Raw genomic sequence first — 23,492 nt, forward strand, 5'->3', positions numbered from 1 at the left:
GCGCCCGCGTAGAGATCGAGTTTTAGAGCTGATGAAGTCTCCCAAACGGCCGCCGCTGAAGCTGACCGACGACGAGGTCGAAATCCCCGTCGAACTGTCGACTGCCGACGAAACGCCGTCGGACGACGCGACGCCCGAGCTCGAACCAATCCCCGAGCCCGAGCTGGAGATCATTCAGCCGACGTTCGAAGCGCCGATGTCCGAGCGCCGTCGCCGTCGCCTGCTGGAAGAGCAACGTCTGGCCCAGGAACGCGCCGAGACCGCCGCGCGCGGCCCTATCGCCGAACCGGCCTCGGTCGCCCCGCCTGAACTGACCGCCGAGCCTATGCCGGAATCGACGGCATCCGTCGAAATGGCGGTCGCCGCCGGAAAGCCGCCCGCGACCTTCGAACTGTCCAAACCGCCTGTGGTGAAGACCGTCTCGACCAAGACCCAGGCCGAGCCGTCCGGTCGTCACGCCTATCTGATCGCCGGCATCGCGTCCGCCTTGTGGATCGGCGGCGTCGCTTCCTGGGCCGCCTATGAGTTCGGCGCGGGCGGAGCGGAGCTGGACCCGTTGCGGATCGCCATCTATGTCCTGATCGCCCTGGCCCCGGCCGGTCTGGCGATCATGCTGGCCCATGCCGTGCGTCAAGGCGCGGGTCTGGCCGCCGAGACTCGCCGCGCCCGACAACTGGCCGAGGCCCTGGTCGCCCCCACCGCCCTCGCCGCCCAGCAGACCGGCGAGGTCCTGCAATCTCTGCGCGCCGACATCGACCATGCCGCCCTGGCCGCCGAACGCGCCCGCAACGACATGTCCATGTTGCGCGAGGCCCTGGCCGAGGAAACCACTCGCCTGAATGAAGCCGCCGAGAACGCCGGCCGCACCGCCCGCCGCCTGACCGAAAACCTGGGTCGGGAGCGGGACCAGATGCAGACCCTGGGCCTTCACCTGGACACCCAGGCGTCCGGTGTCATCGACGCGGTCGAGCGCCAGTCGCGCATGGTCGCCGACGCGTCTGACCTGGCCCAGGCGCAACTGCGCGAGGCAGAGGCCGCGCTTGCCGCCCGCGCCGCCGATCTCGCCGCCGCCGCCGGCGAAGCCCAGGACGCCGCTCGCGTCGCCTCCGACGATCTGGCGCGCCAGACCATTCGTCTGGAGAACGCCGGTTCCGGCGTCGCCGAACAAATCCAGTCGGTCGAGGAAGGCCTGGGCCAGCAGCGCGCCGCCCTGGTCACCGCCGCCTACGCCCTGCGCACCGATCAGGAGGACTTCTCCGCCCAGGTCGAGAGCCAGCGCGCCCAGTTGATCGAACACCTGTCCGCCACCCGAACCGCCGCCGGCGACCTGGACCGAACGTCCCAGACCTCCGTCGAGTCGATGCGCGACCTGGTCGAGGCCGCCGCCGACCAATTCCGAGCCTTGGTGGACATGTCGCAACGCGAGGCCGACGGCTTCGATTCCGCCACCAAGGTCGCCCTGGACCGCTTCGAAGCCCTCGCCGCCGAGGCCCGCGACGCCCTGATGGAAGAGACCCGTCGTGCGCTGGAGCAGATGCGCGCCACGGCCGAGGATTCCCGCGCCGCCGCCGCCGACGCGGCCGAACAGGCCCGGCTGCGCACGGATCGACTGGGCGAATCCCTGTTCGACGCCGCCCAGAAGGCCGATCAGGCCGCCGACGCCCGCATCGCGGACGCACGGCGGATCGTCGGTGAAACCTCCGGCCTGGTAGACGAGGCCGGTGAGCGGATGGCCAACCGACTGGAGACCTTGGTCACGCGACTGAGTTCGGCTCTGTCGGAGATCGACACCGCCGTCGCGGACATCGACGAGCGCGCCTCGCGCCTGCCGCAGGAAGCCCGCGCCCGCGCCGATGCCGTACGTGCCACCGTAGAGGACGGCCTCGCCGCCCTGTCCGCCGCCTCGCGCAAGGCCGCAGAAGACACCGAAGCGCTGGATGTCGGCTTCCAGGAACGGGTGCGCCGCAACTACGACATGCTGACCGAGGCCGTACGTCTGATGGGCGTGGTGTCTGGCGATGCATCATCTCCGCCTCGCCGTCGCGAACCGACCCCTGAAGTTGAAGCGCGTCCCGAGCCGCGCGCGTCACGCTCGCCCCCTCCGCCGGCGCCGCCGGTAGAGGAGCGTCGGTTCGGTTTGCGCAGCCGTCTTCGCCTTGAGCCCGCCGAGACGCCGCGAGAGACCGCAAGCGAAGGACTGGACTGGAGCGATCTGGTGTCCGGCGATGACGACGATGAGGCCCCGCTAGAATTGGACACGCCCTCCCCCTCGCCCGCCGAGGCCGAGGCGCTGTCCGACCGCGTCGCCGCCGCCATCCGGCGTATGGGCGTGGATCCCAACGCCCTGCTGCCCCGCTCACGCGTCGAAGAGGCGGCCCGTGCGATAAGCAAGGGCGATCCTGACGCCGCGCGTCAGATTGTACGCCGCGTCGCCCCCGCCGCCGTTCGCAGCGTCTCGCGTCGCGTGCTCAGTGACGCCGAACTGCGCGCCGACGCCGAACGTTATGTCCGCAACTTCGCCGTGATGCTCTCGGCCTCGGCCCGCGCCGGCGACAGCGCGGCCGTGCAGAGCAGCCTGGCCTCCGACAGCGGTCGCGCCTTCATGTTGCTTGATGCGGCCGTGGGCGACCTGGGTTAAGGATCAACAGGGCTTGACGACGTTGGGAAGTTACAGCCTCCTGCGCGTCACCGAACTGTCATGGATGGGGCTATGGCTGGCACGATGAACGATATCGACGGCCCTGCGAGCGTTGACCGCCGCCCAGGCATCATCATCTGCACCTACGATAGCGAGGACGACGGCTGGGATCTGGTCGAGAATTTATCCGGCGAAATCTGGAGCCCCATTGGCGCGCGTTCCGTTCCCATCGCCGCCGCGGATCCCGATGTCCTCGCCTCGACGCTGGCCGCGCGCCTGGGCAGCGGCGAATGTCGCGCCGTGCTGCTGGTCGGACGCACGCACAAGGGCGATGGCTTCCGCATTCAGATGCGCGCCGAGAACCGGACCCTGGACTATAAGGACCGCCTGTCGCGCACCGGCCCCGGCATCGCCCGCACGACCGCCCCTGTCGCCGACATGGTTCGTGCCCTGACCGCCGCCGGGCTTTCGGCGGATGCTACGTCCGAGGTCGAGGAAGACGTCGGATCCTATCTTCTCTATCGCGTCCTGTCCGACCTGCCGGACGGGCCGCAGACGCCGTCCATCGGTCTGTTGCGCGCGCCTGCTCCCGCCAACGAAGCTGCGGTACGCAAGGGCATCAAGGCCGCCGCTTCCGCAATGGCCAGCCACCTGACGCCCCTGCCTCGCGTGGGCTGAACCCCTCATAGGTCGCAGACATTCGGGATTCGCCGGGCTAGGGTTCTCGGATGACAGCGAGTCGCAACCTGATCCTCTTCGCAGCCCTCAACGGCGTCCTAGCCATCGCCCTGGGCGCTTTTGCGGCTCACGGCGCAGGGCCTCAGGTGAAGTCCCTACTGACCACGGGCGGCCAGTATCAGTTGATCCACGCCGTCTTCGCCTTCGGCTGCGCCCAATGGGTCGCAGGCGGTCGGTTCGCCCGTCTGGCCGGCTGGCTGGGCGCGGTCGGGGGACTAGTCTTCTGCCTCTCCCTGGCCCTGATCGCCTTTCTCAGCGCTCCGGCCTTCGGCGCCGTCGCCCCGATTGGCGGCCTGCTGATGATCGCCGGTCTGGGTCTGCCTGGCCATCGCCGCGCTTCGTTCCTAATCGCTTCGTCCTCGCAGAAAGACCGTCCCTTCATGGCCTTCCCTACGCCCACCGAGCCGCGTCGAGTGCTCCACCCCGAGATCGAATCCTACACCTCGGGCTGGATGACGACCGAGGGCGTGCACGAGATCTATTACGAGGAATCCGGCAATCCCCAAGGCCTGCCTGTCCTGGTGCTGCACGGCGGGCCGGGCGGCGCGGTGAACCCCGGCATGCGGCGCTTCTTCGACCCGGCCGTCTATCGCATCATCATGTTCGACCAGCGCGGTTGCGGCCTGTCGCGGCCTCACGCTTCGCTGGAGGACAATACCACCTGGACCCTGATCGAGGACATCGAGCGTCTGCGGGCGCTGTGCAGCATCGAAAAATGGGTGGTGTTCGGCGGGTCCTGGGGTTCGACCCTGTCTATGGCCTACGCCATCACCCACCCGGACAGGGTTCTGGCCCTGCTGCTGCGCGGCATCTTCCTGCTGACTAAAAAGGAACTGCACTGGTTCTACCAGGACGGCGCCTCGATGATCTTCCCGGACGCCTGGGAACGGTTCGTCGCCCCCATCCCCGAGGCCGAGCGCGGCGACCTGATGGCCGCCTATTACAAACGTCTGATAGGCGACAACGCAGCCGAGCGCGAACGCTGCGCCGTCGCCTGGTCCAGTTGGGAGGGCGAAACCGTCAGCGTCGAGGGACCCAACGCCAAACCGGACAAGTTCGCCGAACCCGACTTCGCCGTCGCCTTCGCGCGGATTGAGAACTGGTTCTTCACCAATGCCGGCTTCTTCGAGGAAGACGGCTGGCTGCTGAAGAACGTAGACCGGATGCGCCACATTCCCTGCTGGATCGCCCAGGGCCGGTTCGACGTGGTGACGCCGATCTCGGGCGCCTGGGCCTTGCACAGCGCCTGGCCCGAGGCCCATCTGGACATCGTCGGCGACGCCGGTCACGCCTCGTCCGAGCCGGGCATCGTCGACAGTCTGGTCCGCGCCGCCGATTGGGCCGCGACCCTCTAGGCACGAAAAGACCACCGCGCCGGACAGCGCGGCGGCCTTTGTCATTCCGACGTCAGAAGCGTCTTTCGCTGCGGTCGTCGATGCTCCACGCGCCAGGACCGGCCGTGAAGATGTAGAGGAAGACGAAGCAGAACAGGATGGCAGCATCGCCGCCGTTAACCGCCGGATATGGATCGCGCGGGAAGTGGAACATCCAATAGGCTACCGCCATCTGGCCCGAGGCGATCAACGCGGCCGGACGCGTGAACAGGCCAAGGATCAGCAGCAGTCCAGTGACCAGCTCGATCAGGCCGCCGACGCCGAACAGCGACAGCAGCTCCTGCTGACCCGGCTCGGCCCCCGTCGGAAAGCCGAACACCTTGACGACGCCATGCGCCAGGAACAGCAGGCCGGCGACGATCCTCAGCGCTGCCAGCGCACGAGAAGACCAGCCATTCACTTGATTGAACATTCTCTTTCCTCGGGTTTCGAAAGCAGACTTCACGGTCGGATCAGGTCCGGCCGTGAAGCTTGATCCTAAAATCAGGCGGCGTCCACCAGCACGATCTCGGCGTCGGACAACGCCTTGACCGTCACGACATCCTCTTGGGCGATAGCCGCGCCGTCGCGGGCGTTCAGTCTGACTCCGTTGACCTCGACCTCGCCCTTGGCCGGAACCAGATAAGCCCGACGGTAGGCGCCCAGCGGATAGTCGGCGCTGTCGCCTGCCTTCAGCGTCGCCGCCACGATCCGCGCATCGGTGCGGATGGGCAGAGCGTCCTCATCCCCGTCGAAGCCAGAGGCCAGAACCACGAACTGACCCGACCGCTCGCCCTTGGGGAAGGGCTTGGAGCCCCAGCTGGGCGCCTCGCCGCGCTTGGTCGGCTCGATCCAGATCTGGAAGATCCGCGTCAGCTCCGGCTCGGCGTTGTATTCGGCGTGGCGGATGCCGGTGCCCGCGCTCATGACCTGCACATCGCCAGCGACGGTGCGGCCCTTGTTGCCCAGGCTGTCCTCATGGGTGATGGCCCCGTCGCGGACATAGGTGATGATCTCCATGTCGGCGTGCGGATGCGGCGGAAAGCCAGAGCCGGCGGCGATCTCGTCATCGTTCCAGACACGCAGATTGCCCCAGCTCATCCGCTTGGGATCATAGTAGTTGGCGAAGGAGAAATGGTGTTTGGCGTTCAGCCAGCCGTGGTTGGCGCCGCCAAGGGATTCAAACGGTCTGCGCTCGATCATCGAACTCGTCCTTTCGCGTCGGAACCGTCCGACGCCTTTGCTTGACGCCAAGATAGAGATCGGGGACCGATCAGAAATAGAAACAACCGAAACTCATCGTTTCAGGACGCAAGGCCGCCCATGTCCCGTCTGCCCGATTTGGAAGCCTTGGCCATCTTCGCCAAGGTCGCCGACAGCCAATCCTTTTCCGGCGCAGCCGAGACGCTGGGCCTATCCAAGGCTACCGTATCCAAGGCGGTGACGCGGTTGGAGCAGCAGCTGAAGACCACGCTGCTCCACCGCACCTCGCGCCGGTTCGCCCTGACCGATGCGGGCCGCACCCTGGCCGCCCGCGCCGCGCACATGCTGGCCGAGGCCGAGGGCGCGGTGTCCGAGGCGTTGGACATGTCCGTCACTCCGCGCGGCCTTGTGCGGTTGGCCGCGCCCATGTCGTTCGGCATGGCCTATGTCGCCCCCGCCCTGCCCGAATTCTTGGCCACCCACCCGGACGTGTCCATCGACCTGCATCTGTCGGACGAGGTGATCGATCTGGTCGGCGGCGGCTTCGACTGCGCGCTGCGGATCGCGGCCCTTGCGGATTCCTCGCTGACGGCGCGCAAACTGCGGCCAGTGGCGCGCGCCCTGGTAGCCTCGCCGTCGTATCTGGAGCAGCGCGGTCGTCCGACCCACCCCGACGACTTGGCCCGCCACGCCTGCCTCGGCTACGCCTACATGCCCAGTCCAGACACCTGGCGGTTCACCAATGACGCGGGCGACGAGGTCGTGGTGCATCCGCGCGGGCCGCTGAGAGCCAATAACTCAGACGCCTTGACGGCGTCGCTGTGCGCGGGGTTGGGTCTCTTTCCCCAGCCGGACTTCATCTACTGGAAGGACGTCGCCGACGGCCATCTGGAGACAGTGATGACCGACTGGCGCCTGCCGCCCATCGCGCTGCATCTGGTGGCGCCCAGCGGAGGACCGCGCCCCGCTCGGGTCACGGCATTCATGGATTATCTTGCGGCGAAGTTCAGCGGGCCGTTATGGACCGGCGATACGGTCGGACGCTAAACGTCAGCCGCACTTCACTTCGCGCACGATGCTCGTCGCCTCGTCATAAACGAAGTTCACCCGGTTCTCGCGATAGTCCATCGTCGCCGCGCAGGTGGTGCACAGAACCCGGAAGGTCTGGCCCGCAGGCGCGGTCGGGATGGTCGAGCGGTTGCGCCCAACGTAGCTCTGATAATCCTCGACCTTGCAGGGCTTGACCGCCGTCTCCAGCGGCTGCCGCACAGGTTCGGAGGTCTGGGTCGGCGCGCAAGCCGAGAGCGCCAGGGCGGCGACGGCCGCCAGTGTGCTGATAAGGGTCTTCATGATCGTCTCCCTGTGGGTCGCGGCCGACTAGCCGCAGCGAACCTGTTCGATGACGCCGGTCTGCTCATTGTAGAAGATGTTCAGCCGAAAGGCCGAGAAATCCTGCGTTACCGGACAGGTGGTGCAGGTCACGCGGCGGTTCACAACATCCACCGGAACCGGGATTTCGGTGCGAGACCTGCCGACGAGATACTGCATCTCGCCCGCCTTGCAGACATCGTCCGTCTGTCCGGTTGGCATGCGACTGCCGACAGGCGGGTTCATCTGCGCCTGCTCAACCGCGCGCGGCGCAGGCGCATCGGCGACAGGCGTCGAACAGCCCGCTAGCAGAACCAGCCCGATCAGGCCGCCTTTTCCCAGCGCCCTTCGTTGGTCTGACGCCAATAGGCCAGGTTCGCGCCCTTGTCCTTCAGCGTCTTCCAGCGTCCCCGTGCGTGCTGTAGCGCCGGCTCGTCCCGACCGTCGAAAATAATGAAGCATCGTTCGAACCCTTCCGTCGCGCCCAGTTCTGCGTCGTCAACGATGAACAGCGCCTGAGCGCCGTTCAGGTTCTCTCCCGATTCGCTCAGCAGCACAGGCTGGCGGTCGGCGTGAGGCTGATCCGCCCGGCCGTGCGGCAGGAAACTGTCGTCGCGAAAGGTCCACAGCGTCTCGTCGACCTCGTCCAGCCGATGCGAATGCGACGACTTTATCAGCGCCCGCCAACCCCGCTCGATCGTCCTTTCGAGCAGGGTCGGCAGCACCTGATCCAGCGTCGAGCGCTCCAGGTGGTAGAACCAGATTTCGGGCTTGTCGCTCACCCGGCTCTACCCCCGGCGATCAGGCTTCGTAAGCGTCAGCGACCATGCGATCCAGCGTGCGCACGGCGAAGCCGACGCCGCCTTCCGGCACGGTGGGGCTGGGGCTCTTGTTGGCCCAGGCGGTCGGAGCGATGTCCAGGTGCGCCCACGGCACGCCGTTGGTGAAGCGTTGCAGGAACAGGGCGGCGGTGATCGAGCCGCCGGCGCGACCGTTGCCGGTGTTCTTCACGTCGGCGATCTTGGAATCGATGTGCTGCTCGTAGATGGCCGGGATCGGCATGCGCCAGAAGTTCTCGCCCACCTTCTTCGCCGCCGCCAGGATCGGATCCGCCACCTCGTCGGAGTTCGAGAACACGCCTGCGTAGTCCAGGCCCAGGGCCACGATCATGGCGCCCGTCAGGGTGGCCAGGTCGATCATGAATTTCGGCTTGAAACGCTCCTGCGTGTACCAAAGGGCATCGGCCAGGACGAGGCGACCCTCGGCGTCGGTGTTGATCACCTCGACCGTCTGGCCCGACATCGACACGACCACGTCGCCCGGACGCTGGGCGTTGCCGTCAGGCATGTTCTCGACCAGGCCCAAAACGCCGATGACGTTCGCCTTGGCCTTGCGGCTGGCCAGGGCGATCATGGTTCCGGTCACGGCGGCCGCGCCGCCCATGTCCCACTTCATGTCTTCCATGCCGTCAGCCGGCTTGATCGAGATGCCGCCGGTGTCGAAGCAGACGCCCTTGCCGACGAAGGCCAGGGGCTGGGCCCCCGCTTCGCCGCCGTTCCATTTCATGATCGCCAGCTGGCTTTCGCGACGGCTGCCCTGGCCGACACCCAGAAGGGTGCGCATGCCCAGCTTCTCCATCTCGGCCTCGCCGAGGATCTCGACCTCCAGGCCCAGGCTCTCCAGCGCCTTGACGCGCTTGGCGAACTCGGCCGGATAAAGGACGTTGGCCGGCTCGGACACTAGGTCGCGAGCGAAGATAACGCCGTCGGCGACAGCCGACAGCGGCTCCAGCGCGGCCTCGGCGGCGCGCAGGTCCGAGGTCACGACGCGGATGGTCGTGATCGACGGAGTCTTGTCCGGCTTCTGCGTCGTGCGATATTTGTCGAAGCGATAGGCGGCCAGACGTGCAGCAAAGCCGACACGTGCAGCCTGTTCCGGCGCCAGGTCCGAGGCGTCGATGGTCAGAACCTCGGCGCCCGACAGTTTCACGGCCGCATAGGCGTTGCCGCCGAAGGCCTCGACCGCCAGGTCGTCCAGCTTGTCCTTGGCGCCTGCGCCGACCAGCAGCACGGCGTCGGCGTTAACCCCGGCCGGTGCGGCGACGCTCAGGCTCTGGCCGGCTTTGCCGGTGAAACGGCCCTTGCTGGCGGCCTTGGTCAGGGCGCCGCTGGTCTTGGCGTCCAGAGCCGTTCCAGCAGGCGTAAACGCACGGTCTTCAAAAACCGGAACCGCCAGAATCTCGGCGGCGTCCACGGCGGCGGCGAACTCGATCTTCATTCAAACAACTCCAGCCAGGCCCCACCCGGCGTCTGCAACAGCAAAAAGACAACGGCGCGTCTGCTTGTCGCGGACGCGCCCTGATGTGCTACTAGATGCGCCTCAATATCGCCGCCTGCAACCGGGCGAAGTCCAACCGCCCATGCCCCTGATTCAAAGATACCTTTTTCGCCAGATCCTGTTCCCCGTGGTCGCCGCCTGCGCAGCGCTGGCGGGAATCGGAATTCTGAGCCAGAGCCTCGACCAACTCCAGGTCATCGTGGAGCGGGGCCAGAGCGTGTGGGTCATGATCAAACTGACCCTGCTGGCCCTGCCGCAACTGCTTTCGGTGATTCTGCCCATCGGGCTTTTCGTCGGCGCCCTGATCGCCCTGACGCGGTTGCAACGCGAGCAGGAGCTGACGGCCGCCTTCGCAGGCGGCATGACGCGTTGGCAGGTGATCTCGCCCGCCGCTCGCATCGCCGTGCTGGTCGCCTTGGTCACCCTGCTGGTCAACGTCTTCCTGTTGCCCTGGGCGCAGCAGGAGGCCCGACGTCAGGCCTTCGACATTCGCACTGATCTCGCCGCGCTGCTGGTCGAAGAAGGCCAGTTCGTCCAGGGGCCTGACGGCCTCACGATCTACGTCCAGCAGATTGAGCAGAACGGCCTGCTGAAGAATCTGTTCGTCTATCTGGACGACAAGGAAAAGGTCACGACCTGGAATGCGTCAGAGGCGCGCTTCAGTCGCGACGCAGGCGGGACGCCGGTCCTGACCATGCTCGACGGCTCGGCCCAGCGTTACTCGTCGGGCGGCGTGCTGGAGACACTGTCGTTCGGACGATACGATTTCTCGCTCGCCCCCTTCGTCGGCGTCACCGACACGATCCGCTACAAGCCGACGGACCTTTATCTGCGCCAACTGTTGAACCCGACGGCCAAGATCGTAGAGGTCGCCGGATCGCGCGGCGAACTGCTGGCCGAGGCCCATTCGCGCCTGTCCTCGCCGCTCTACGCCCTGGTCGCCATGGCTCTGGCCCTGTCCGCCATCCTGGGCGGCGCCTTCAGCAGGACCGGCTATACGCTGCGGATCGCCAAGGCGGCGGGCCTGTTCCTGCTGCTGCGTGTCATCGGCTACGGCCTCGTTGCCGCCAGCGCCTGGAACGGCTGGATGAACATCCTCCAGTATGTCGTGCCCCTCATCGCCATCGCCGTCGCCTTGCGCGTTCTTTTCCGTGCGCTCAAGCCCCGACGCAGCCGCACCTCGGCCGCCCTGCGCGGTCTGAAAGCGAAGTTCGCATGACCGCCGCCTTCGCTTCAGCTCGTCGCTCACCGCATATTCCCCGTCTCGGCGGGATCGAACGCTATGTGCTGGTCCAGCAGCTCAAGTCGCTGGGCGTGGCCCTGGCCGTGATCTCGGCCCTGGTCATGCTGATCGACTTCGTCGAGGTCTCGCGCGGCGTCGGCTCGGCCCAGGACCTGTCGGCTGTGCGGATCTTCGGCCTGGTGCTGCTGAAGTCGCCGTCGGTGATCGTGCAGCTGATGCCGTTCGTCTTCCTGTTCGGCACCCTGTCGGCCTTCATAAGCCTGAACCGCCGCAGTGAACTGATCGCCATGCGCGCCGCAGGCGTGTCCGCTTGGCGCTTCGTCCTCCCGGCGGCCGGCATGGCCTTTGTTTTGGGCATTCTGACCGTCACCGTCCTGGGCCCGATGGCCTCGGCAGGCGACGGCCTGTGGCAGCGCGAACGCGCCCGCATCTCCGGCACAGCGCCGGGCGGCGACCCCAAGGAAGCGATCTGGCTGCGCGAAGGCGACGATCAGCGTCAGATGATCATCCGCGCCGGACAGCAGGACCGCGCCAACGCCCGCCTGCTGAACGTCAGCTTCTTCATCTACACGACCGCGCCCGGCGGCGGCCGCACCTTCTCCGAACGGATCGACGCCAAATCAGCCTCGCTGAACGCGGGCAGTTGGCGACTGACCGATGCGGTCGGCGCCCAGATCGGCCAGCGCGCCGTGACCTATTCCAGCCTGACCCTGGTCTCCAGCTTGGCCGATGAGGAAGCCTTCGACCGGTTCGCGCGTCCGCAATCCACACCCTTCTGGTCGCTGCCCAACCAGATCAGCCGCATCGAAAACGCCGGCTTCACCTCCACGGCCTACCGCCTGCGCTTCCAGCAGCTTTTGGCCACGCCCCTGGTGTTCGCCGCCATGTCGATTCTGGCCGCCGCCTTCTCGCTTCGGTTGATGCGTCTGGGCGACCTGGCCCGGATGAGCGTCTCGGCCGTGGTGTTGGGCTTCGCCTTCTTCTTCCTGAACCAGTTTTCGTCGGCGATGGGATCGGCCGAGGTCGTGTCGCCCTTCGTCGCCGCTTGGCTGCCGCCGGTTTTGACCGCGCTCTCAGCCTTTACCTTGCTGTTCTACACCGAAGACGGCTAATCGGGCGCTCGCTTCTCAGAATACGGATGGCCTATGCAGGGTGATCGCCGCGATCGGCGCTTCAACGCTTTCAGAGCAAGGCTTCTCGCCGGTGCGGCCCTGGTCGCCTGCGCGCCCTTCGCCACGCCTGCCCTGGCCCAGACGACCCAAGCGACGACCATGATGGCGCCCGCTGACGGACTGCCGCCCCAGGCCATCTATGTGGACGCCGACAACGCCCGTCGCGAGGGCGACAACATCATCGTCAGCGGCACACCAGAGAACCGCGCCTATGTCCGCACGCGCGGTCATGTGCTGCGCGGCGAAAATCTCTCCTATGACCTGAACGCCGGCTCGGCCACGGGCGAGGGCAATGTCGAGGCCGTCGCGCCCGGCGGCACTGTCGTCTACGCCAGCCGGCTGGAGCTGGACAAAGACCTGACAACCGGGGTCGCCGTCGATTTCGCCACGCGCCTGGGCAATGGCGCCAGCCTGATGGCCGCTACGGCCGTGCGACGCAGCGAAACGGTCAGCGAGTTGAACTACGCTCGTTTCACCCCCTGCCCCGTCTGCGACGAAGGCGGCCCCAAAAGGCCGAGCATCTCGATCCAGGCGGAACGTGTCGTTCAAGACGAGCAGCTTCGCGCTATCCTGTATCGCAACGCCGTCTTCTATATCGGCCCTGTGCCGGTCTTCTACACGCCCTTTTTCGCTCACCCCGACCCGTCGGTCGAGCGCGCCTCGGGCTTGCTTGTCCCCATCACCAACTTTGACGAAGGGCGCGGCGTCTCGGTCGAGGTTCCCTATCTTCACGTCGTATCGCCGTCCGAGGATTGGCTGATCAGCCCCCAGATCAACACCAAGGTCGCGCCGCTGCTGAACCTGCAATGGCGCCGCCGGTTCGCCGAAGGCATGATCGTGGCGCGTGGCGGCTATACCTACGAACGCGATTTCGGCGACTTCGATCTGGACCGCGACGGCGACTTCGAGAGCAACGTCAGATTCGGCGATCGCAAGAGCCGCAGCTATATCCTGTCTCACGGCGAGTATGATCCCGCCGGCCCGTGGCGCTTCGGGTTCACGGCCGAACGGACCTCGGACAAGACCCTGTTTGACCGTTACGACATCCGCTCGCCCTATCAGGACAACGGCCTCTACTACGGCGACCGCCGTCGCCTGATCAGCCAGATCTACGCCGAGCACCAGACCGACCGCTCCTATGTGTCGGTTGCGGCCTTCTCGATCCAGAGCCTGCGCCTCGACTCGGCCTTCGCCGCGAACGACTTCCGCGATGCGAACGGCTTCAAGGTGTTCGAGAACGACGACACCCTGCCTCTGGTCGCGCCCCTGATCGACGCGCGCTGGGAACCGCACGAACTCGTCTTTGGCGGGCGCCTACGCCTCAAGGGCTCGGCCGTGTCTCTCTATCGCGACAGATTCGTCGGCGCGCCGATCCTGAACCCTGAGATCGTGCCCCCCGACATTACGGGTCTCGGCGGCGTCGACAGCCGCCGCATCACAGGCCAGATGGAATGGCGGCGCGCCATCATCCTGCCGGTCGGCATACGCATCGAGCCGTTCATCGACACCCGCGTCGATCTTTATTCCATGTCCGACCTGCCCCCGATGTTGGGGATCGACAGCGACGCAACCGTCAGCCGTTCGCGCCTCAGCGCCGGCGTGGATGTCAGCTATCCTTTGGTCAAGCGCGTCAGCGACGCCGACATCATCCTTGAGCCGGTCGGACAACTGTCCGTCTCCAACAAGGTCAGCCTGGATCGCCGCATCCCCATCGAAGATTCCCAGGTTCTGGAACTGGACGAAGCCTCGCTGTTCCGAATGGACCGCTTCTCCGGCTACGACCTGCTGGAGGGCGGCGCTCGCCTGACCGCAGGCGGGCGCGCCACCATCCGCTGGGCCGAAGGCCGCAAGGCCAGCCTGTTCGTCGGTCGCAGTTATCGCTTCGACCAGCAGAACGACTTCCGCACCTCGATCCCCGACGCCCCCGCGCGTCTCTACGATCCGACAGGCCTGGCCTCAGAAAGCTCCGACTGGGTGGTTCAGGGCGACTATTCACCGTCCGACCGCATCCGCAGCTGGGTTCACGCCACCATCGATGGTTCGGGCGACGTGCGCCGCGCCGAGGCCGCCGTCGATGGCCGGTGGGGTCGTCGCAACCTGGCGACCGTCAGCTACATCCTGGATCAGTCGAACCCCGTCGATGGACCGCTGAACCGAAACTATGAGTTCGTCCAGCTTGCGGGCCAACAGTTCGTCTATGGCAACTGGGGCGTCGCTGTCGCCGGCATCGCCGATCTGGACCAGAACGAGATCACCCGATCAGAAGTCGGCGTGCTCTTCGACGACGATTGCCTGCGCTTCGAACTGGGCTACCGCCGCGACAACACACGTGCGCGGCCCGGCGGCCCGTCGCAAGGCATCTATGTGCGCCTAAACCTCGCCACTTTCGGAGGTTCAGGTTATGGACAGGGCGATATGCGTTGAGCATGACGCTTTACGGGGCGCGACCGCCTGCCGGCCTGGCTGGCGGACCGCTGTGAGGAATCAGGACGACCAATGGGTTTGATGCGTTATTCGACGGGGGCTGCGCTCGCGGCGTTCCTGCTCGCCGGTTCTGCCCATGGCCAGACGGCGCCCGCGCCCGTTCAGGCTCCCGCGCAAGGCCCTGCGGCCGGTGCGCCCAATCCTGCGGCGGAGGAGGCGCCGGCCGCCGCTCGCGCCGAACCTCAGTTCGAGATGGCCGACGGCATCGTCGCCACCGTCAACGACAAGATCATCACCGGCTATGACCTGCGCCAGCGCATGCTGATGCTGATCGCCTCGTCCCAGGTCCAGCCGACCGAGCAGAACCTGCCCGCTATCCAGCAGGCCGCGCTGAACGCCCTGATCGAAGATCGCCTGAAGACCCAGGAGATGGCCAAGTTCGAGAGCCTCAAGGTCTCGGACGAAGAGGTCGACGCCGAAATCGCGGAAATGGCCCGCGCCGCCGGCACGGCGCCCGCCGCCTATCTCCAGTTCCTGCAGCAAGGCGGCATCCAGCCCGCCGCCTTCCGCGAGAACCTGCGCACCCAGATCGGCTGGGGCCAGCTGATTCCCGGCCGTTTCAACAGCCGCGCTCGCCCCAGCACCCTGCAGGTCGATCAGGAAGTCCGTCGCCTGAACGAAGCGGCGTCCAAGCCCCAGTTCCTGATCGGTGAAATCTACATCGACGCCGCCCGCGTCGGGGGCGCCCAGCCGGCCCTGAACGGCGCTCGTCAACTGGTGCAGCAGATCATCGGCGGCGCGCCTTTCCAGGCCGTCGCGCAACAGTTTTCCTCGGCCCCGTCCGCCAACGCCCGCGTCCCCGGTGACGCCGGTTGGGTGGTGAAGGATTCGCTTCAACCCGCCGTCCAGACCGTCCTGGAACAGCTTCAACCGGGTCAGCTGTCCAATCCCATCGTCGTCGATGGCGGCGTCTACATCCTGTATCTGCGTGACAAGCGCGACGGCGCCGCGACCAGCCTGGTCTCGCTGCGTCAGGTCATGGTCGAACTGCCCGACACGGCCTCGGAAGCCGATGTCGCGGCCGCCGGCGCCAAGCTGGAAGCGATGCGGACCGGCCTGACCTGCGACAACATCATCTCCCAGGCGCGCGCGACCGAGGGCGTCCTAGGCGCTGATCTGGGCGAATCCGACGTCGCCAACCTCGCGCCCCAGTTCCAGCAGTTCGCCCGCACCGGCGAAATCGGCACGGTCTCCACGCCGATACGCACGCCGCTGGGCCTGCACCTCGTCGCCGTCTGCGGTCGCCGCGTGGGTGGGCCGGAGGCGCCGAACCGCCAGCAGGTCGAGAACCGCCTCCGCAGCCAGAACCTGGCCGTGCTGGAGCGTCGCTACCTGCGCGACCTGCGCAGCGACGCCCTGATCGAGTTCAAGTGACCCCAGCGGTCGCGCCCCTGGTCCTGACGCTCGGCGAACCCGCCGGCGTCGGACCAGAGATCGTGGCCGCCGCCTGGAAGGCCCTGAACACGGAGGCCCTCGCCTTCGCCTTGATAGGCGACGCCGCCTTGCTGCGCGCCCAGGGCGTGCCGGTGGTCGAAGTTAATCTGCCTGGCGACGGCCATGGCCGCTTCGCCTCGGCGCTTCCGGTCATCCACCGCCCCCTGCCCGCGCCGGTCGAGGTCGGACGGCCCGACCCCGAAAACGCCTCCGCCGTCGCGGACGGGATCGAAGAGGCCGTCAGCTTCGCCCTGTCCGGCGAGGCGTCCGGCGTCGTCACCGCCCCCATCGCCAAGGCGCCGATGTACGCCTCGGGCTTCCGTTTCCCCGGCCACACGGAGTTCATCGCCGAACTGACCGCCGATGCGCCCTACCCCGGCACGCGCGGCCCGGTGATGATGCTGACGGCGCAAGACCTGCGCGCCTGTCTCGTCACCATCCATGTCGCCCTGGATCAGGTGCCGGAACTGGTCACGGCCGAGCGCGTCGCTCGCACGGCCCGCGTCGTCCACGAAAGCCTGAAGCGCGACTTCGCCATCGCCCGCCCACGCCTGGCCATGGCCGCCCTGAACCCGCACGCCGGCGAAGGCGGCGCTCTAGGCCTTCAGGAGATCGACATCCTGATCCCGGTCGCCGAACAGCTCCGCGCTGAAGGCATCGACATCACCGACCCCAGGCCCGCCGACACGATGTTCCATGACGAGGCCCGCGCCACCTACGACGCCGCCATCTGCATGTACCACGATCAGGCCCTGATCCCGGTCAAGACGCTGGACTTCTGGGGCGGGGTCAACGTCTCCCTGGGCCTGCCCATCATCCGCACCTCCCCCGACCACGGCACGGGTTTCGACATCGCCGGCAAGGGGATCGCGCGTCCCGACAGCCTGATCGCCGCCATTCGTCTGGCATCGGAGATGGCGGCGGCCCGCGCCGCGCGCTAACAGGGCGTGTGACCGACCTTCCTTCCCTCCGCGAAACCCTCGACGCCCACGGCCTTTCGGCCAAGAAGAGCTTCGGCCAGCATTTCCTGCTGGACCTCAATGTGACGCGCAAGATCGTCCGCATGGCCGGCCCGTTCGAGGGCCGCGCGGTGATCGAGGTCGGCCCCGGCCCCGGCGGCCTGACCCGCGCCCTGCTGGAATCCGACGCGGGCCCCGTGGTCCTGATCGAGAAGGATCCGCGCTTCGTCCCCCTTCTAACCGAACTGGACGACGGCTCCGGCCGCCTGACCATCGTCGAGGCCGATGCGCTGAAGGTGAAGGAGGCTGATCTGGTCTCCGGCCCGACCCATCTGGTCTCCAACCTGCCCTACAACGTCGGCACGCCCCTGCTGATCAAATGGCTGACCGGCCCGTGGTTGCCGCACAGCCTGACCCTGATGTTCCAGAAGGAGGTCGCCGAACGCGTGGCCGCCGGGCCGGGCGAGGACGCCTATGGCCGTCTGGCCGTGATCTCCCAGGCGGTCTGCACCGCCCGCATCGTCATGCACCTGCCCGCCGCCGCCTTCACCCCGCCGCCCAAGGTGGCCTCGGCCGTGGTCCATCTGGTCCCGCTGGACGAACGCCCGTCGCCCGAACGCCTGAAAAAGCTGGAACGCGTCACCGCCGCCGCCTTCGGCCAGCGCCGCAAGATGCTCCGCTCCAGCCTGAAACAGCTCGGCGGCGCCGCCTTGTGCGAAGCAGCAGGCATAGAGCCCGACGCCCGCGCCGAGACCATCGATGTGACGGGCTTCTTGCGCCTAGCGGATGCACTGGCATGACGGTCGAACCCTTCCGCGCCATATCCGTCAGCCGCTTGGCGCACCAGCTGAAGGCCGAAGGTCGCTCGATCATCCACATGGAGTTCGGCCAGCCCTCGACCGGCGCCCCCGCCGCCGCCATCGCCCGTGCGCATCAGGTGCTGGACGCTGACGTCATGGGCTATTGGGAAAGCCCCAACCTGCGCGCCCGCATCGCGCGCCTGTATGACGACCGTTACGGCGTTACGGTCGATCCCGACCGCATCCTGCTGACCTGTGGCGCGTCTCCCGCTCTGGTCCTGGCGCTCAGCACCCTGTTCAAGCCCGGCGACCGCATCGCCCTGGCCCGTCCCGGTTATGTCGCCTATCGCAACACCCTGCGCGCCCTACACCTTGAACCGGTCGAGATCGCCTGCGGCCCCGACACCCGGTTCCAGCTGACCGCCGCCCAGCTCCAAGTCCTGGATCCCGCACCCGCCGGCGTCATCATCGCCAGCCCGGCCAATCCAACCGGCACCATCATCCCCGACGCCGAACTGGCCGCCATCGCCGAGGTCTGCCGCGCGCGCGACATCGCCATCGTCTCGGACGAGATCTATCACGGCCTCAGCTACGTCGGCCCGACCCCGTCGATGCTGCAGTTCGCGCCCGACGCCGTGGTGATCAACAGCTTTTCCAAATACTGGAGCATGGCCGGCTGGCGCCTGGGTTGGCTGCTGGTCCCGGAAACGCAGATCGACGCCGCCCGCGCCTATATCGGCAACATGTTCCTGACCCCGCCCAGCCTCAGCCAGCATGCCGGTCTGGTCGCGATGGACGCTGTCGATGAGTTGGAGGGCCACATCCAAAACTACGCCTGCAATCGCGAGCTGATGCTGGACGCCTTGCCTGCCCTCGGCCTGAAGAAGATCGCGCCACCGGACGGCGCCTTCTACATCTGGGCCGACATCGGCCATCTTACGAACGACAGCGTGGCCTTCTGCGAACAGTTGCTGCGCGACACCGGCGTCGCCACCGCGCCCGGCGTCGACTTCGACCCGGTGGATGGCCATCGTTTCATCCGCTTCAGTTTCGCCGTCTCGACGCCCGAGATTGAAGAGGCGCTTAACCGCATGCGCACCTGGTTCGCAGCCCTCTCCTAAGCCGCTTGGGCCTGCGCGCCCGACGACGTCGCCTTGTGCAAGGCGTCGTAAAGTTTCCGAGGCTCCAGCGGCTTGGCCAGCCAGTCCGTCATCCCGGCCGCATAACAGGCCTGAACCTGCTCGACCTCGGTCCCTGCACTGAACCCGATCACCGGAACCGCAGCATTCAAACCGCCCGAGGCGCGCAGCCGTCGCGTCGCCTCATTGCCGTCGATCCCCGGCATGTTCACGTCCATCAGCACCACGTCGAACGCCTGCTCAGCCAGCAGCGACAGCGCCAGATGGCCGTCCGAGGCTGTCGCCAGATCCACGTCCAGCGGCTGGAGCACCAGGGCGATGGTGCGCCGATTGATCTCGTGATCGTCAACGGCCAGCACCCGGATTCGGCGCGCCAGCACCGGCGCCGCGGCGTCCAGGCTGTCTTCAGCCTGCGTCGGCTCGCCCGCAGGCAGGTCGATGCACAGGGTGAAGGCGGCCCCCTGCCCCGGCACGCTCGTGACCGTCAGGTCGCCGCCCATCAACCGCGCCAGCTCGCGGCTGACGGTCAGGCCCAGACCCGTCCCGCCATAGGTGCGCGCCACCTCGGCTGATCCTTGCGCGAACGGCGTGAACAGCCGGCTCATGGCTTCGGGCGTGATGCCTGCCCCCTGATCGGTGACGGTCAGGGTCAGACGATGGCGGCCGTCGGCGCCCGGCGCTGCGGCCTGCAGCCGGATCGTGCCGGCCGGCGTGAACTTGATCGCGTTCGACACCAGATTGTTGATGATCTGGCGCAGACGATAGGGATCGCCCCGCAGCCAGATGGCGTCACCTTCGCCCCCCGACATCTCCAGCGTCAGTCCCTTCTCGGTCGCCGGCGCCGCCCAGAACCGCGCCGTGTCGCGCATCAGGTCCCCCAGTTCGAAGTCGCGGCTCTCCATTGACATCGCCCCGGCCTCCATCTTGGAGTGATCCAAAAGGTCGTTCAGCATCCCGGTCATCAGCTGCCCGGCGTCAATGATCAGGTCGGCGGTCTCCTCGCGCTGCTCGGGCAGCTTGCCGCCGCGAATGACGTGAGCACCGGCCAGGATGGCGCTGACGGGCGTGCGCAGTTCATGGCTGACGATGGCGGCCATCGCCGCGCGATCCGCCATGGCCGCCTGGGCCTGTTCCAACCGCTGCTCGGCCTCGGCGCGGGACTGGACCTCGGCCTGACGAGAAGCGTGCACGCGCCAATAGACGTTCAGGATCGCCCCTGCGAACAGCGCGGCCGACAGTGTCATCACCACGACGCCATGAGTGTCGCCCTGGATGATCTTGACCACAGGCATCAGCGCCAGCACCGCCAGATAAGGCCCGCCGCCGATGAAGAAGACCGTTCGCGACCCGATCCCCGACGCCACATTGGTCAACAGACCGCCCGCCAGCGTCAGGGCGGCCAAGGTCACCAGGGCCGGATGATTGGAGGACCAGATGATCAGCGCCATGCCGCCATAAGTCGCCGACATCAGCGTGGTGGACGCCAGGGCCAGCACGACCGGCAGTCGCGCATTGGACGGGTCGGCACGTCGATAAGGCGCCATCGCCCACAGTTCGAATGTTTGAACGAACAGCACCGCCGCCAGCCATGCCGGGATCCATTGACCCATACCGGCCGCATACATGGCCCAGGCGACGACGCTGGCCAGCAACAACCTGACTGGAACCTGCTTGACGCGTTCCTTGGCGCTGCTCGCCATAAGAGGACCGATTGAATCCAGAAAGCGCATGATACCCCCGTTCACCGCCTAACGTTAGGTCAAGAGGGCGAACAGGACGTAAACCACGCGCGTTCAGCCGCTACGGGGTGTTCCTTACTGCCGCGTTTACCGTCTGCAACCTTCTGTCCGGCAAAAGGGCTTCAGTAGCGTAGCGTTGAGTACCCCGCAGCGCCGCCGGCCACACCACGGCCTGCGGCGCTGTCTTTTATTCAGACGACTTCGCGCAGCAGAGCGGTGCGATAATCCTCAACCCAAAGGTTGCGGAACCGGCGCGACCGCTCCGCATGATAGATGTGGGCCAGTTCGGCATAGGACCGGTCGAAGTCCTCGTTCACCAGCACATAGTCGAAGGCGTCGCAGTGTTCGATCTCGCCCTTGGCGTTGGCGACGCGGCGCTCGATCACATCCTCGGCGTCCTGCGACCGCGTCACCAGGCGGCGACGCAACTCTTCCAGGCTGGGCGGCAGGATGAAGACGCGCACGGCGTCCTCAGGGCATTTCTCGGCGACGTCACGGGCGCCCTGCCAGTCGATGTCGAACAGCACGTCGCGGCCCTCGGCCAGCGCCCGATCTACCGGCGCGCGCGGGCTGCCGTAGCGATTGCCGTGAACGTCCGCCCATTCCAGGAAGGCGTCCTGGTCGATCAGCCGTTGAAACTCCTCATGCTCGACGAAATTATAGTCCCGTCCATGCACCTCGCCCGGGCGAATGCCGCGCGTCGTCATGGAGACGGACAGCTCCAGTCCGCCGTGATCCGCCATCAACCGGCGACACAGTGACGTCTTGCCGGCGCCCGAGGGACTGGCGACGATCAGGAGGACGCCCCGGCGGGGCGTGCGTTCATTCGACATTCTGGACCTGCTCACGCAACTGTTCGATGACGGCCTTGAGCTCCAGGCCGATTCCGGTGAGCGCGGTCGTAGCGGATTTCGAGCACAGCGTGTTGGCCTCACGCATGAATTCTTGCATCAAAAAGTCGAGTTTGCGCCCGGCGGGCGCCGAGGCCACAAGCTGGCGCGCCGAAGCGACGTGCGCCGCCAGCCGATCCAGCTCCTCGCGCACGTCCGCCTTGGTCGCCAGGGCGGCCGCCTCCAGGAAAATCCGATCCTCCAATCCTGGCGCATCCGGCGCCAGTTCGGAGATTCGACGCGTGAAACGGTCGCGAATGGCCTCGACCTGGGCCGTCGCCTCGACCTCGGCCTGGACGACCAGCGCCTCGATCCGGGCGATGAACTCCTCGATCACCGGCGTCAGCTGCGCGCCCTCGTTCTGGCGCGAGGCCTTCAGCGAATCGAGCGCCTCTTCGACGGTGCGGGCCATGGCCGCCTCCACCGCCGCCCGCGCCTCTGGATCGTCCACCTCTTCCGGCGCCTCGATCACGCCGCGCAGGGCCAACAGGCCGTCGGCGGACGGCGGCGTCGCCCCATCTTCGGCCAGTTCATTGGCCAGGGTCAGATAACGCGCGAGGACGGCGGCGTTGATCGTGACCGCCGCCTCTCCCGCCTCGGCTCGCTTGGCATGGACGCCGATGGTGACCTGGCCGCGCGCGAACCGCGCCTGGCCCGCGGCCTTGGCCGAGCGCTCCAGCGCATCGAAACCGTTAGGTCCCCGGAACCGGATCTCCAGATTGCGGCCGTTGACCGAGCGCGCCTCGACCGACCAGGCCCAGCCCTCGCCGGCCCCGTCCGCCCGGCCAAAGCCGGTCATGCCCGACAGGCTGCTCATCGTGGTCCCTGCGTCGCGCCGGCGGGAAGGGTGATCGTCGCCTGACCGCCTGCGACAGGCGCGGCGGCCGGCTCGGTCGTCATCGGCGCCGCGCTGGTCCCCGGCGCCACGGGTGCGGCCGCTTCCGGCGGCAGGCCCGCCTTCTGGCGCTCGATCTGGCGCCAGCGCGCCACGTTCTGAAGATGCTCGTCATAGGTCAGGGCGAAGGCATGTCCCCCAGATCCGTCCGCGACAAAGAACAGGGCCGGATCGGCCGGCGGATTCAGCACCGCCTTGACCGCCTCCTTGCCCGGATTGGCGATGGGCGTCGGGGGCAGGCCGTTGATCTGGTAGGTATTCCACGGCGTCGGCGCTAGGAGTTCGGAGCGTCGAATGCCGCGCCCCAGCGGCCGCCCCTTGGTCACGCCATAGACGATGGTGGGATCGCTTTCCAGCCGCATCCCGGCGCGCAGGCGGTTCGAGAACACCGCCGCCACGCGCGGACGCTCGGCCGCCAAAGCCGTCTCCTTCTCCACGATGGAGGCCAGGATCACCGCCTCCTCAAGACTGCGCGCGACCGTGGCCGGAGAGCGCTGGCTCCACAGCAGACGCAGGTTCTCGTTCGCGGCGCGCTGCATCCGGTCGATCACCGACTGGCGCGTATCACCGCGCGAAACCTCATAGGTGTCGGGCCACAGGCTGCCTTCTTCGGGCGTCTGCGCCACCGTTCCGGTCAGCGTCGGCTCCTTGTTCAGGATGTCCACGGCCTGCAGCGACGACCAGCCCTCGGGCAAGGTCACGAAATGGCGTACTACCCGTCCCTCGACCAGCAGGTTCAGCACCCCGGCCAGGGACGTGCCCGACGGCACCTCGTATTCGCCGGCCCTCAGTCGACGATCCGCGCCCGTGAGGGTCGCCGCCGCGCGGAACAGGTCGGTCGAACGGATCACGCCCGCCGCCTTCATCCGCGCCGCGATGGCCGAGACGCCCGATCCACTGGACAGGGTCACGACGGTCTTGTCGCCCTGCCGCGCCGACGGCCCCGGCGCATAATAGATGGCCCAGACCGCGATCAGCGCGGCGAGCAGGAACAGGCCGAACGTTGCGGACGCGGTCAGCAGCGAGACCGTGAATCCCGACCGCCCACTGGACTTTTCGACCCGTCCCCGCCCGAACATC

General features: G+C 67.1%; 21 protein-coding genes and 1 pseudogene. 12 read left to right on the forward strand and 10 right to left on the reverse strand.

Annotated elements, in window-relative coordinates:
• Nucleotides 1–31 precede the first annotated feature (31 nt).
• The 4 genes and pseudogenes from AC3ISA_RS15995 to pip all read left to right on the forward strand — a co-directional run bounded on the left by AC3ISA_RS15995 (nucleotide 32) and on the right by pip (nucleotide 4,731).
• On the forward strand, nucleotides 32–2,638 hold the full coding sequence (locus AC3ISA_RS15995; RefSeq protein WP_489178658.1) for a coiled-coil domain-containing protein: 2,607 nt from the start codon (nucleotides 32–34) through the stop codon (nucleotides 2,636–2,638).
• Nucleotides 2,639–2,722: 84 nt separating this feature from the next.
• Nucleotides 2,723–3,316 (forward strand): hypothetical protein, encoded by a 594-nt coding sequence (locus AC3ISA_RS16000; RefSeq protein WP_489178659.1) that lies wholly within the window; start codon nucleotides 2,723–2,725, stop codon nucleotides 3,314–3,316.
• Between the two features lie 50 nt (nucleotides 3,317–3,366).
• Nucleotides 3,367–3,609 (forward strand): annotated as a pseudogene (locus AC3ISA_RS16005) (DUF423 domain-containing protein); the annotation flags it as partial.
• A 147-nt stretch (nucleotides 3,610–3,756) separates the two neighbouring features.
• Nucleotides 3,757–4,731 (forward strand): prolyl aminopeptidase, encoded by a 975-nt coding sequence (gene pip, locus AC3ISA_RS16010; protein ID WP_489180126.1) that lies wholly within the window; start codon nucleotides 3,757–3,759, stop codon nucleotides 4,729–4,731.
• Nucleotides 4,732–4,783: 52 nt separating this feature from the next.
• On the opposite strand, the gene AC3ISA_RS16015 is transcribed toward pip, so the two are convergent.
• A complete protein-coding gene (locus AC3ISA_RS16015; RefSeq protein WP_489178660.1) occupies nucleotides 4,784–5,182 on the reverse strand; it encodes a DoxX family protein in 399 nt (132 codons plus the stop codon).
• Nucleotides 5,183–5,253: 71 nt separating this feature from the next.
• Nucleotides 5,254–5,952, reverse strand: coding sequence for a pirin family protein (locus tag AC3ISA_RS16020; RefSeq protein WP_489178661.1), 699 nt, complete (start codon nucleotides 5,950–5,952; stop codon nucleotides 5,254–5,256).
• Nucleotides 5,953–6,072: 120 nt separating this feature from the next.
• Between AC3ISA_RS16020 and AC3ISA_RS16025 the strand changes: the two genes are divergently transcribed.
• Nucleotides 6,073–6,999, forward strand: coding sequence for a LysR family transcriptional regulator (locus AC3ISA_RS16025; RefSeq protein WP_489178662.1), 927 nt, complete (start codon nucleotides 6,073–6,075; stop codon nucleotides 6,997–6,999).
• A 3-nt stretch (nucleotides 7,000–7,002) separates the two neighbouring features.
• On the opposite strand, the gene AC3ISA_RS16030 is transcribed toward AC3ISA_RS16025, so the two are convergent.
• From AC3ISA_RS16030 to AC3ISA_RS16045, 4 genes are all read right to left on the reverse strand, one after another.
• Nucleotides 7,003–7,302, reverse strand: a complete 300-nt coding sequence (locus tag AC3ISA_RS16030; RefSeq protein ID WP_372692247.1) for an I78 family peptidase inhibitor — start codon at nucleotides 7,300–7,302, stop codon at nucleotides 7,003–7,005.
• 27 nt (nucleotides 7,303–7,329) lie between these two features.
• Nucleotides 7,330–7,542 (reverse strand): hypothetical protein, encoded by a 213-nt coding sequence (locus tag AC3ISA_RS16035; RefSeq protein ID WP_489178663.1) that lies wholly within the window; start codon nucleotides 7,540–7,542, stop codon nucleotides 7,330–7,332.
• 101 nt (nucleotides 7,543–7,643) lie between these two features.
• Nucleotides 7,644–8,102 carry a DNA polymerase III subunit chi gene (locus AC3ISA_RS16040; protein ID WP_489178664.1) on the reverse strand — a complete coding sequence of 153 codons (459 nt, stop codon included), beginning with the start codon at nucleotides 8,100–8,102 and terminating at the stop codon, nucleotides 7,644–7,646.
• 19 nt (nucleotides 8,103–8,121) lie between these two features.
• On the reverse strand, nucleotides 8,122–9,597 hold the full coding sequence (locus AC3ISA_RS16045; protein WP_489178665.1) for a leucyl aminopeptidase: 1,476 nt from the start codon (nucleotides 9,595–9,597) through the stop codon (nucleotides 8,122–8,124).
• Between the two features lie 142 nt (nucleotides 9,598–9,739).
• Here AC3ISA_RS16045 and AC3ISA_RS16050 point away from each other — a divergent pair, with 142 nt between their 5' ends.
• The 7 genes from AC3ISA_RS16050 (at nucleotide 9,740) to AC3ISA_RS16080 (ending at nucleotide 18,870) form a co-directional block, all read left to right on the forward strand.
• Entirely contained in the window at nucleotides 9,740–10,876 is a 1,137-nt protein-coding gene (locus AC3ISA_RS16050; RefSeq protein ID WP_489178666.1) for an LptF/LptG family permease, read from the forward strand.
• The gene (gene lptG, locus AC3ISA_RS16055; protein ID WP_489178667.1) at nucleotides 10,873–12,012 is read left to right on the forward strand and encodes an LPS export ABC transporter permease LptG; all 1,140 of its coding nucleotides are present in this window, start codon (nucleotides 10,873–10,875) and stop codon (nucleotides 12,010–12,012) included. Before AC3ISA_RS16050 ends, lptG begins: the two co-directional genes overlap by 4 nt.
• A gap of 33 nt (nucleotides 12,013–12,045) precedes the next feature.
• Nucleotides 12,046–14,496, forward strand: coding sequence for an LPS-assembly protein LptD (locus AC3ISA_RS16060; RefSeq protein ID WP_489178668.1), 2,451 nt, complete (start codon nucleotides 12,046–12,048; stop codon nucleotides 14,494–14,496).
• A 72-nt stretch (nucleotides 14,497–14,568) separates the two neighbouring features.
• Nucleotides 14,569–15,930, forward strand: coding sequence for a peptidylprolyl isomerase (locus AC3ISA_RS16065; protein WP_372692238.1), 1,362 nt, complete (start codon nucleotides 14,569–14,571; stop codon nucleotides 15,928–15,930).
• Entirely contained in the window at nucleotides 15,927–16,931 is a 1,005-nt protein-coding gene (gene pdxA / locus AC3ISA_RS16070) for a 4-hydroxythreonine-4-phosphate dehydrogenase PdxA (RefSeq protein ID WP_489178669.1), read from the forward strand. Before AC3ISA_RS16065 ends, pdxA begins: the two co-directional genes overlap by 4 nt.
• Before the next feature lie 8 nt (nucleotides 16,932–16,939).
• On the forward strand, nucleotides 16,940–17,749 hold the full coding sequence (gene rsmA, locus AC3ISA_RS16075; protein ID WP_372692235.1) for a 16S rRNA (adenine(1518)-N(6)/adenine(1519)-N(6))-dimethyltransferase RsmA: 810 nt from the start codon (nucleotides 16,940–16,942) through the stop codon (nucleotides 17,747–17,749).
• Entirely contained in the window at nucleotides 17,746–18,870 is a 1,125-nt protein-coding gene (locus tag AC3ISA_RS16080; protein ID WP_489178670.1) for a pyridoxal phosphate-dependent aminotransferase, read from the forward strand. The genes rsmA and AC3ISA_RS16080 overlap by 4 nt, the downstream gene beginning before the upstream one ends.
• On the opposite strand, the gene AC3ISA_RS16085 is transcribed toward AC3ISA_RS16080, so the two are convergent.
• The 4 genes from AC3ISA_RS16085 to mltG all read right to left on the reverse strand — a co-directional run bounded on the left by AC3ISA_RS16085 (nucleotide 18,867) and on the right by mltG (nucleotide 23,491).
• Nucleotides 18,867–20,588 (reverse strand): ATP-binding protein, encoded by a 1,722-nt coding sequence (locus AC3ISA_RS16085; protein ID WP_489178671.1) that lies wholly within the window; start codon nucleotides 20,586–20,588, stop codon nucleotides 18,867–18,869. The genes AC3ISA_RS16080 and AC3ISA_RS16085 overlap by 4 nt on opposite strands.
• A 230-nt stretch (nucleotides 20,589–20,818) precedes the next feature.
• Nucleotides 20,819–21,460 (reverse strand): guanylate kinase, encoded by a 642-nt coding sequence (gmk, locus tag AC3ISA_RS16090; protein WP_372692232.1) that lies wholly within the window; start codon nucleotides 21,458–21,460, stop codon nucleotides 20,819–20,821.
• On the reverse strand, nucleotides 21,450–22,334 hold the full coding sequence (locus AC3ISA_RS16095; RefSeq protein WP_489178672.1) for a YicC/YloC family endoribonuclease: 885 nt from the start codon (nucleotides 22,332–22,334) through the stop codon (nucleotides 21,450–21,452). The genes gmk and AC3ISA_RS16095 overlap by 11 nt, the downstream gene beginning before the upstream one ends.
• Nucleotides 22,331–23,491: an endolytic transglycosylase MltG gene (mltG, locus tag AC3ISA_RS16100; protein WP_489178673.1), complete on the reverse strand. Its 1,161-nt coding sequence runs from the start codon at nucleotides 23,489–23,491 to the stop codon at nucleotides 22,331–22,333. The genes AC3ISA_RS16095 and mltG overlap by 4 nt, the downstream gene beginning before the upstream one ends.
• Nucleotide 23,492 lies beyond the last annotated feature (1 nt).

The organism is Brevundimonas sp. KH_058 (assembly GCF_057838505.1).

Excerpts from the sequence above, each read along its gene's own strand:
- AC3ISA_RS15995 (WP_489178658.1), top strand. The coding sequence starts at position 32 with ATGAAGTCTCCCAAACGGCCGCCGCTGAAGCTGACCGACGACGAGGTC.
- AC3ISA_RS16000 (WP_489178659.1), top strand. The coding sequence starts at position 2,723 with ATGAACGATATCGACGGCCCTGCGAGCGTTGACCGCCGCCCAGGCATC.
- pip (WP_489180126.1), top strand. The coding sequence starts at position 3,757 with ATGGCCTTCCCTACGCCCACCGAGCCGCGTCGAGTGCTCCACCCCGAG.
- AC3ISA_RS16015 (WP_489178660.1), bottom strand. The coding sequence starts at position 5,182 with ATGTTCAATCAAGTGAATGGCTGGTCTTCTCGTGCGCTGGCAGCGCTG.
- AC3ISA_RS16020 (WP_489178661.1), bottom strand. The coding sequence starts at position 5,952 with ATGATCGAGCGCAGACCGTTTGAATCCCTTGGCGGCGCCAACCACGGC.
- AC3ISA_RS16025 (WP_489178662.1), top strand. The coding sequence starts at position 6,073 with ATGTCCCGTCTGCCCGATTTGGAAGCCTTGGCCATCTTCGCCAAGGTC.
- AC3ISA_RS16030 (WP_372692247.1), bottom strand. The coding sequence starts at position 7,302 with ATGAAGACCCTTATCAGCACACTGGCGGCCGTCGCCGCCCTGGCGCTC.
- AC3ISA_RS16035 (WP_489178663.1), bottom strand. The coding sequence starts at position 7,542 with ATGCCAACCGGACAGACGGACGATGTCTGCAAGGCGGGCGAGATGCAG.
- AC3ISA_RS16045 (WP_489178665.1), bottom strand. The coding sequence starts at position 9,597 with ATGAAGATCGAGTTCGCCGCCGCCGTGGACGCCGCCGAGATTCTGGCG.
- AC3ISA_RS16050 (WP_489178666.1), top strand. The coding sequence starts at position 9,740 with ATGCCCCTGATTCAAAGATACCTTTTTCGCCAGATCCTGTTCCCCGTG.
- lptG (WP_489178667.1), top strand. The coding sequence starts at position 10,873 with ATGACCGCCGCCTTCGCTTCAGCTCGTCGCTCACCGCATATTCCCCGT.
- AC3ISA_RS16060 (WP_489178668.1), top strand. The coding sequence starts at position 12,046 with ATGCAGGGTGATCGCCGCGATCGGCGCTTCAACGCTTTCAGAGCAAGG.
- AC3ISA_RS16065 (WP_372692238.1), top strand. The coding sequence starts at position 14,569 with ATGGGTTTGATGCGTTATTCGACGGGGGCTGCGCTCGCGGCGTTCCTG.
- AC3ISA_RS16080 (WP_489178670.1), top strand. The coding sequence starts at position 17,746 with ATGACGGTCGAACCCTTCCGCGCCATATCCGTCAGCCGCTTGGCGCAC.
- AC3ISA_RS16085 (WP_489178671.1), bottom strand. The coding sequence starts at position 20,588 with ATGGCGAGCAGCGCCAAGGAACGCGTCAAGCAGGTTCCAGTCAGGTTG.
- gmk (WP_372692232.1), bottom strand. The coding sequence starts at position 21,460 with ATGTCGAATGAACGCACGCCCCGCCGGGGCGTCCTCCTGATCGTCGCC.
- AC3ISA_RS16095 (WP_489178672.1), bottom strand. The coding sequence starts at position 22,334 with ATGAGCAGCCTGTCGGGCATGACCGGCTTTGGCCGGGCGGACGGGGCC.
- mltG (WP_489178673.1), bottom strand. The coding sequence starts at position 23,491 with ATGTTCGGGCGGGGACGGGTCGAAAAGTCCAGTGGGCGGTCGGGATTC.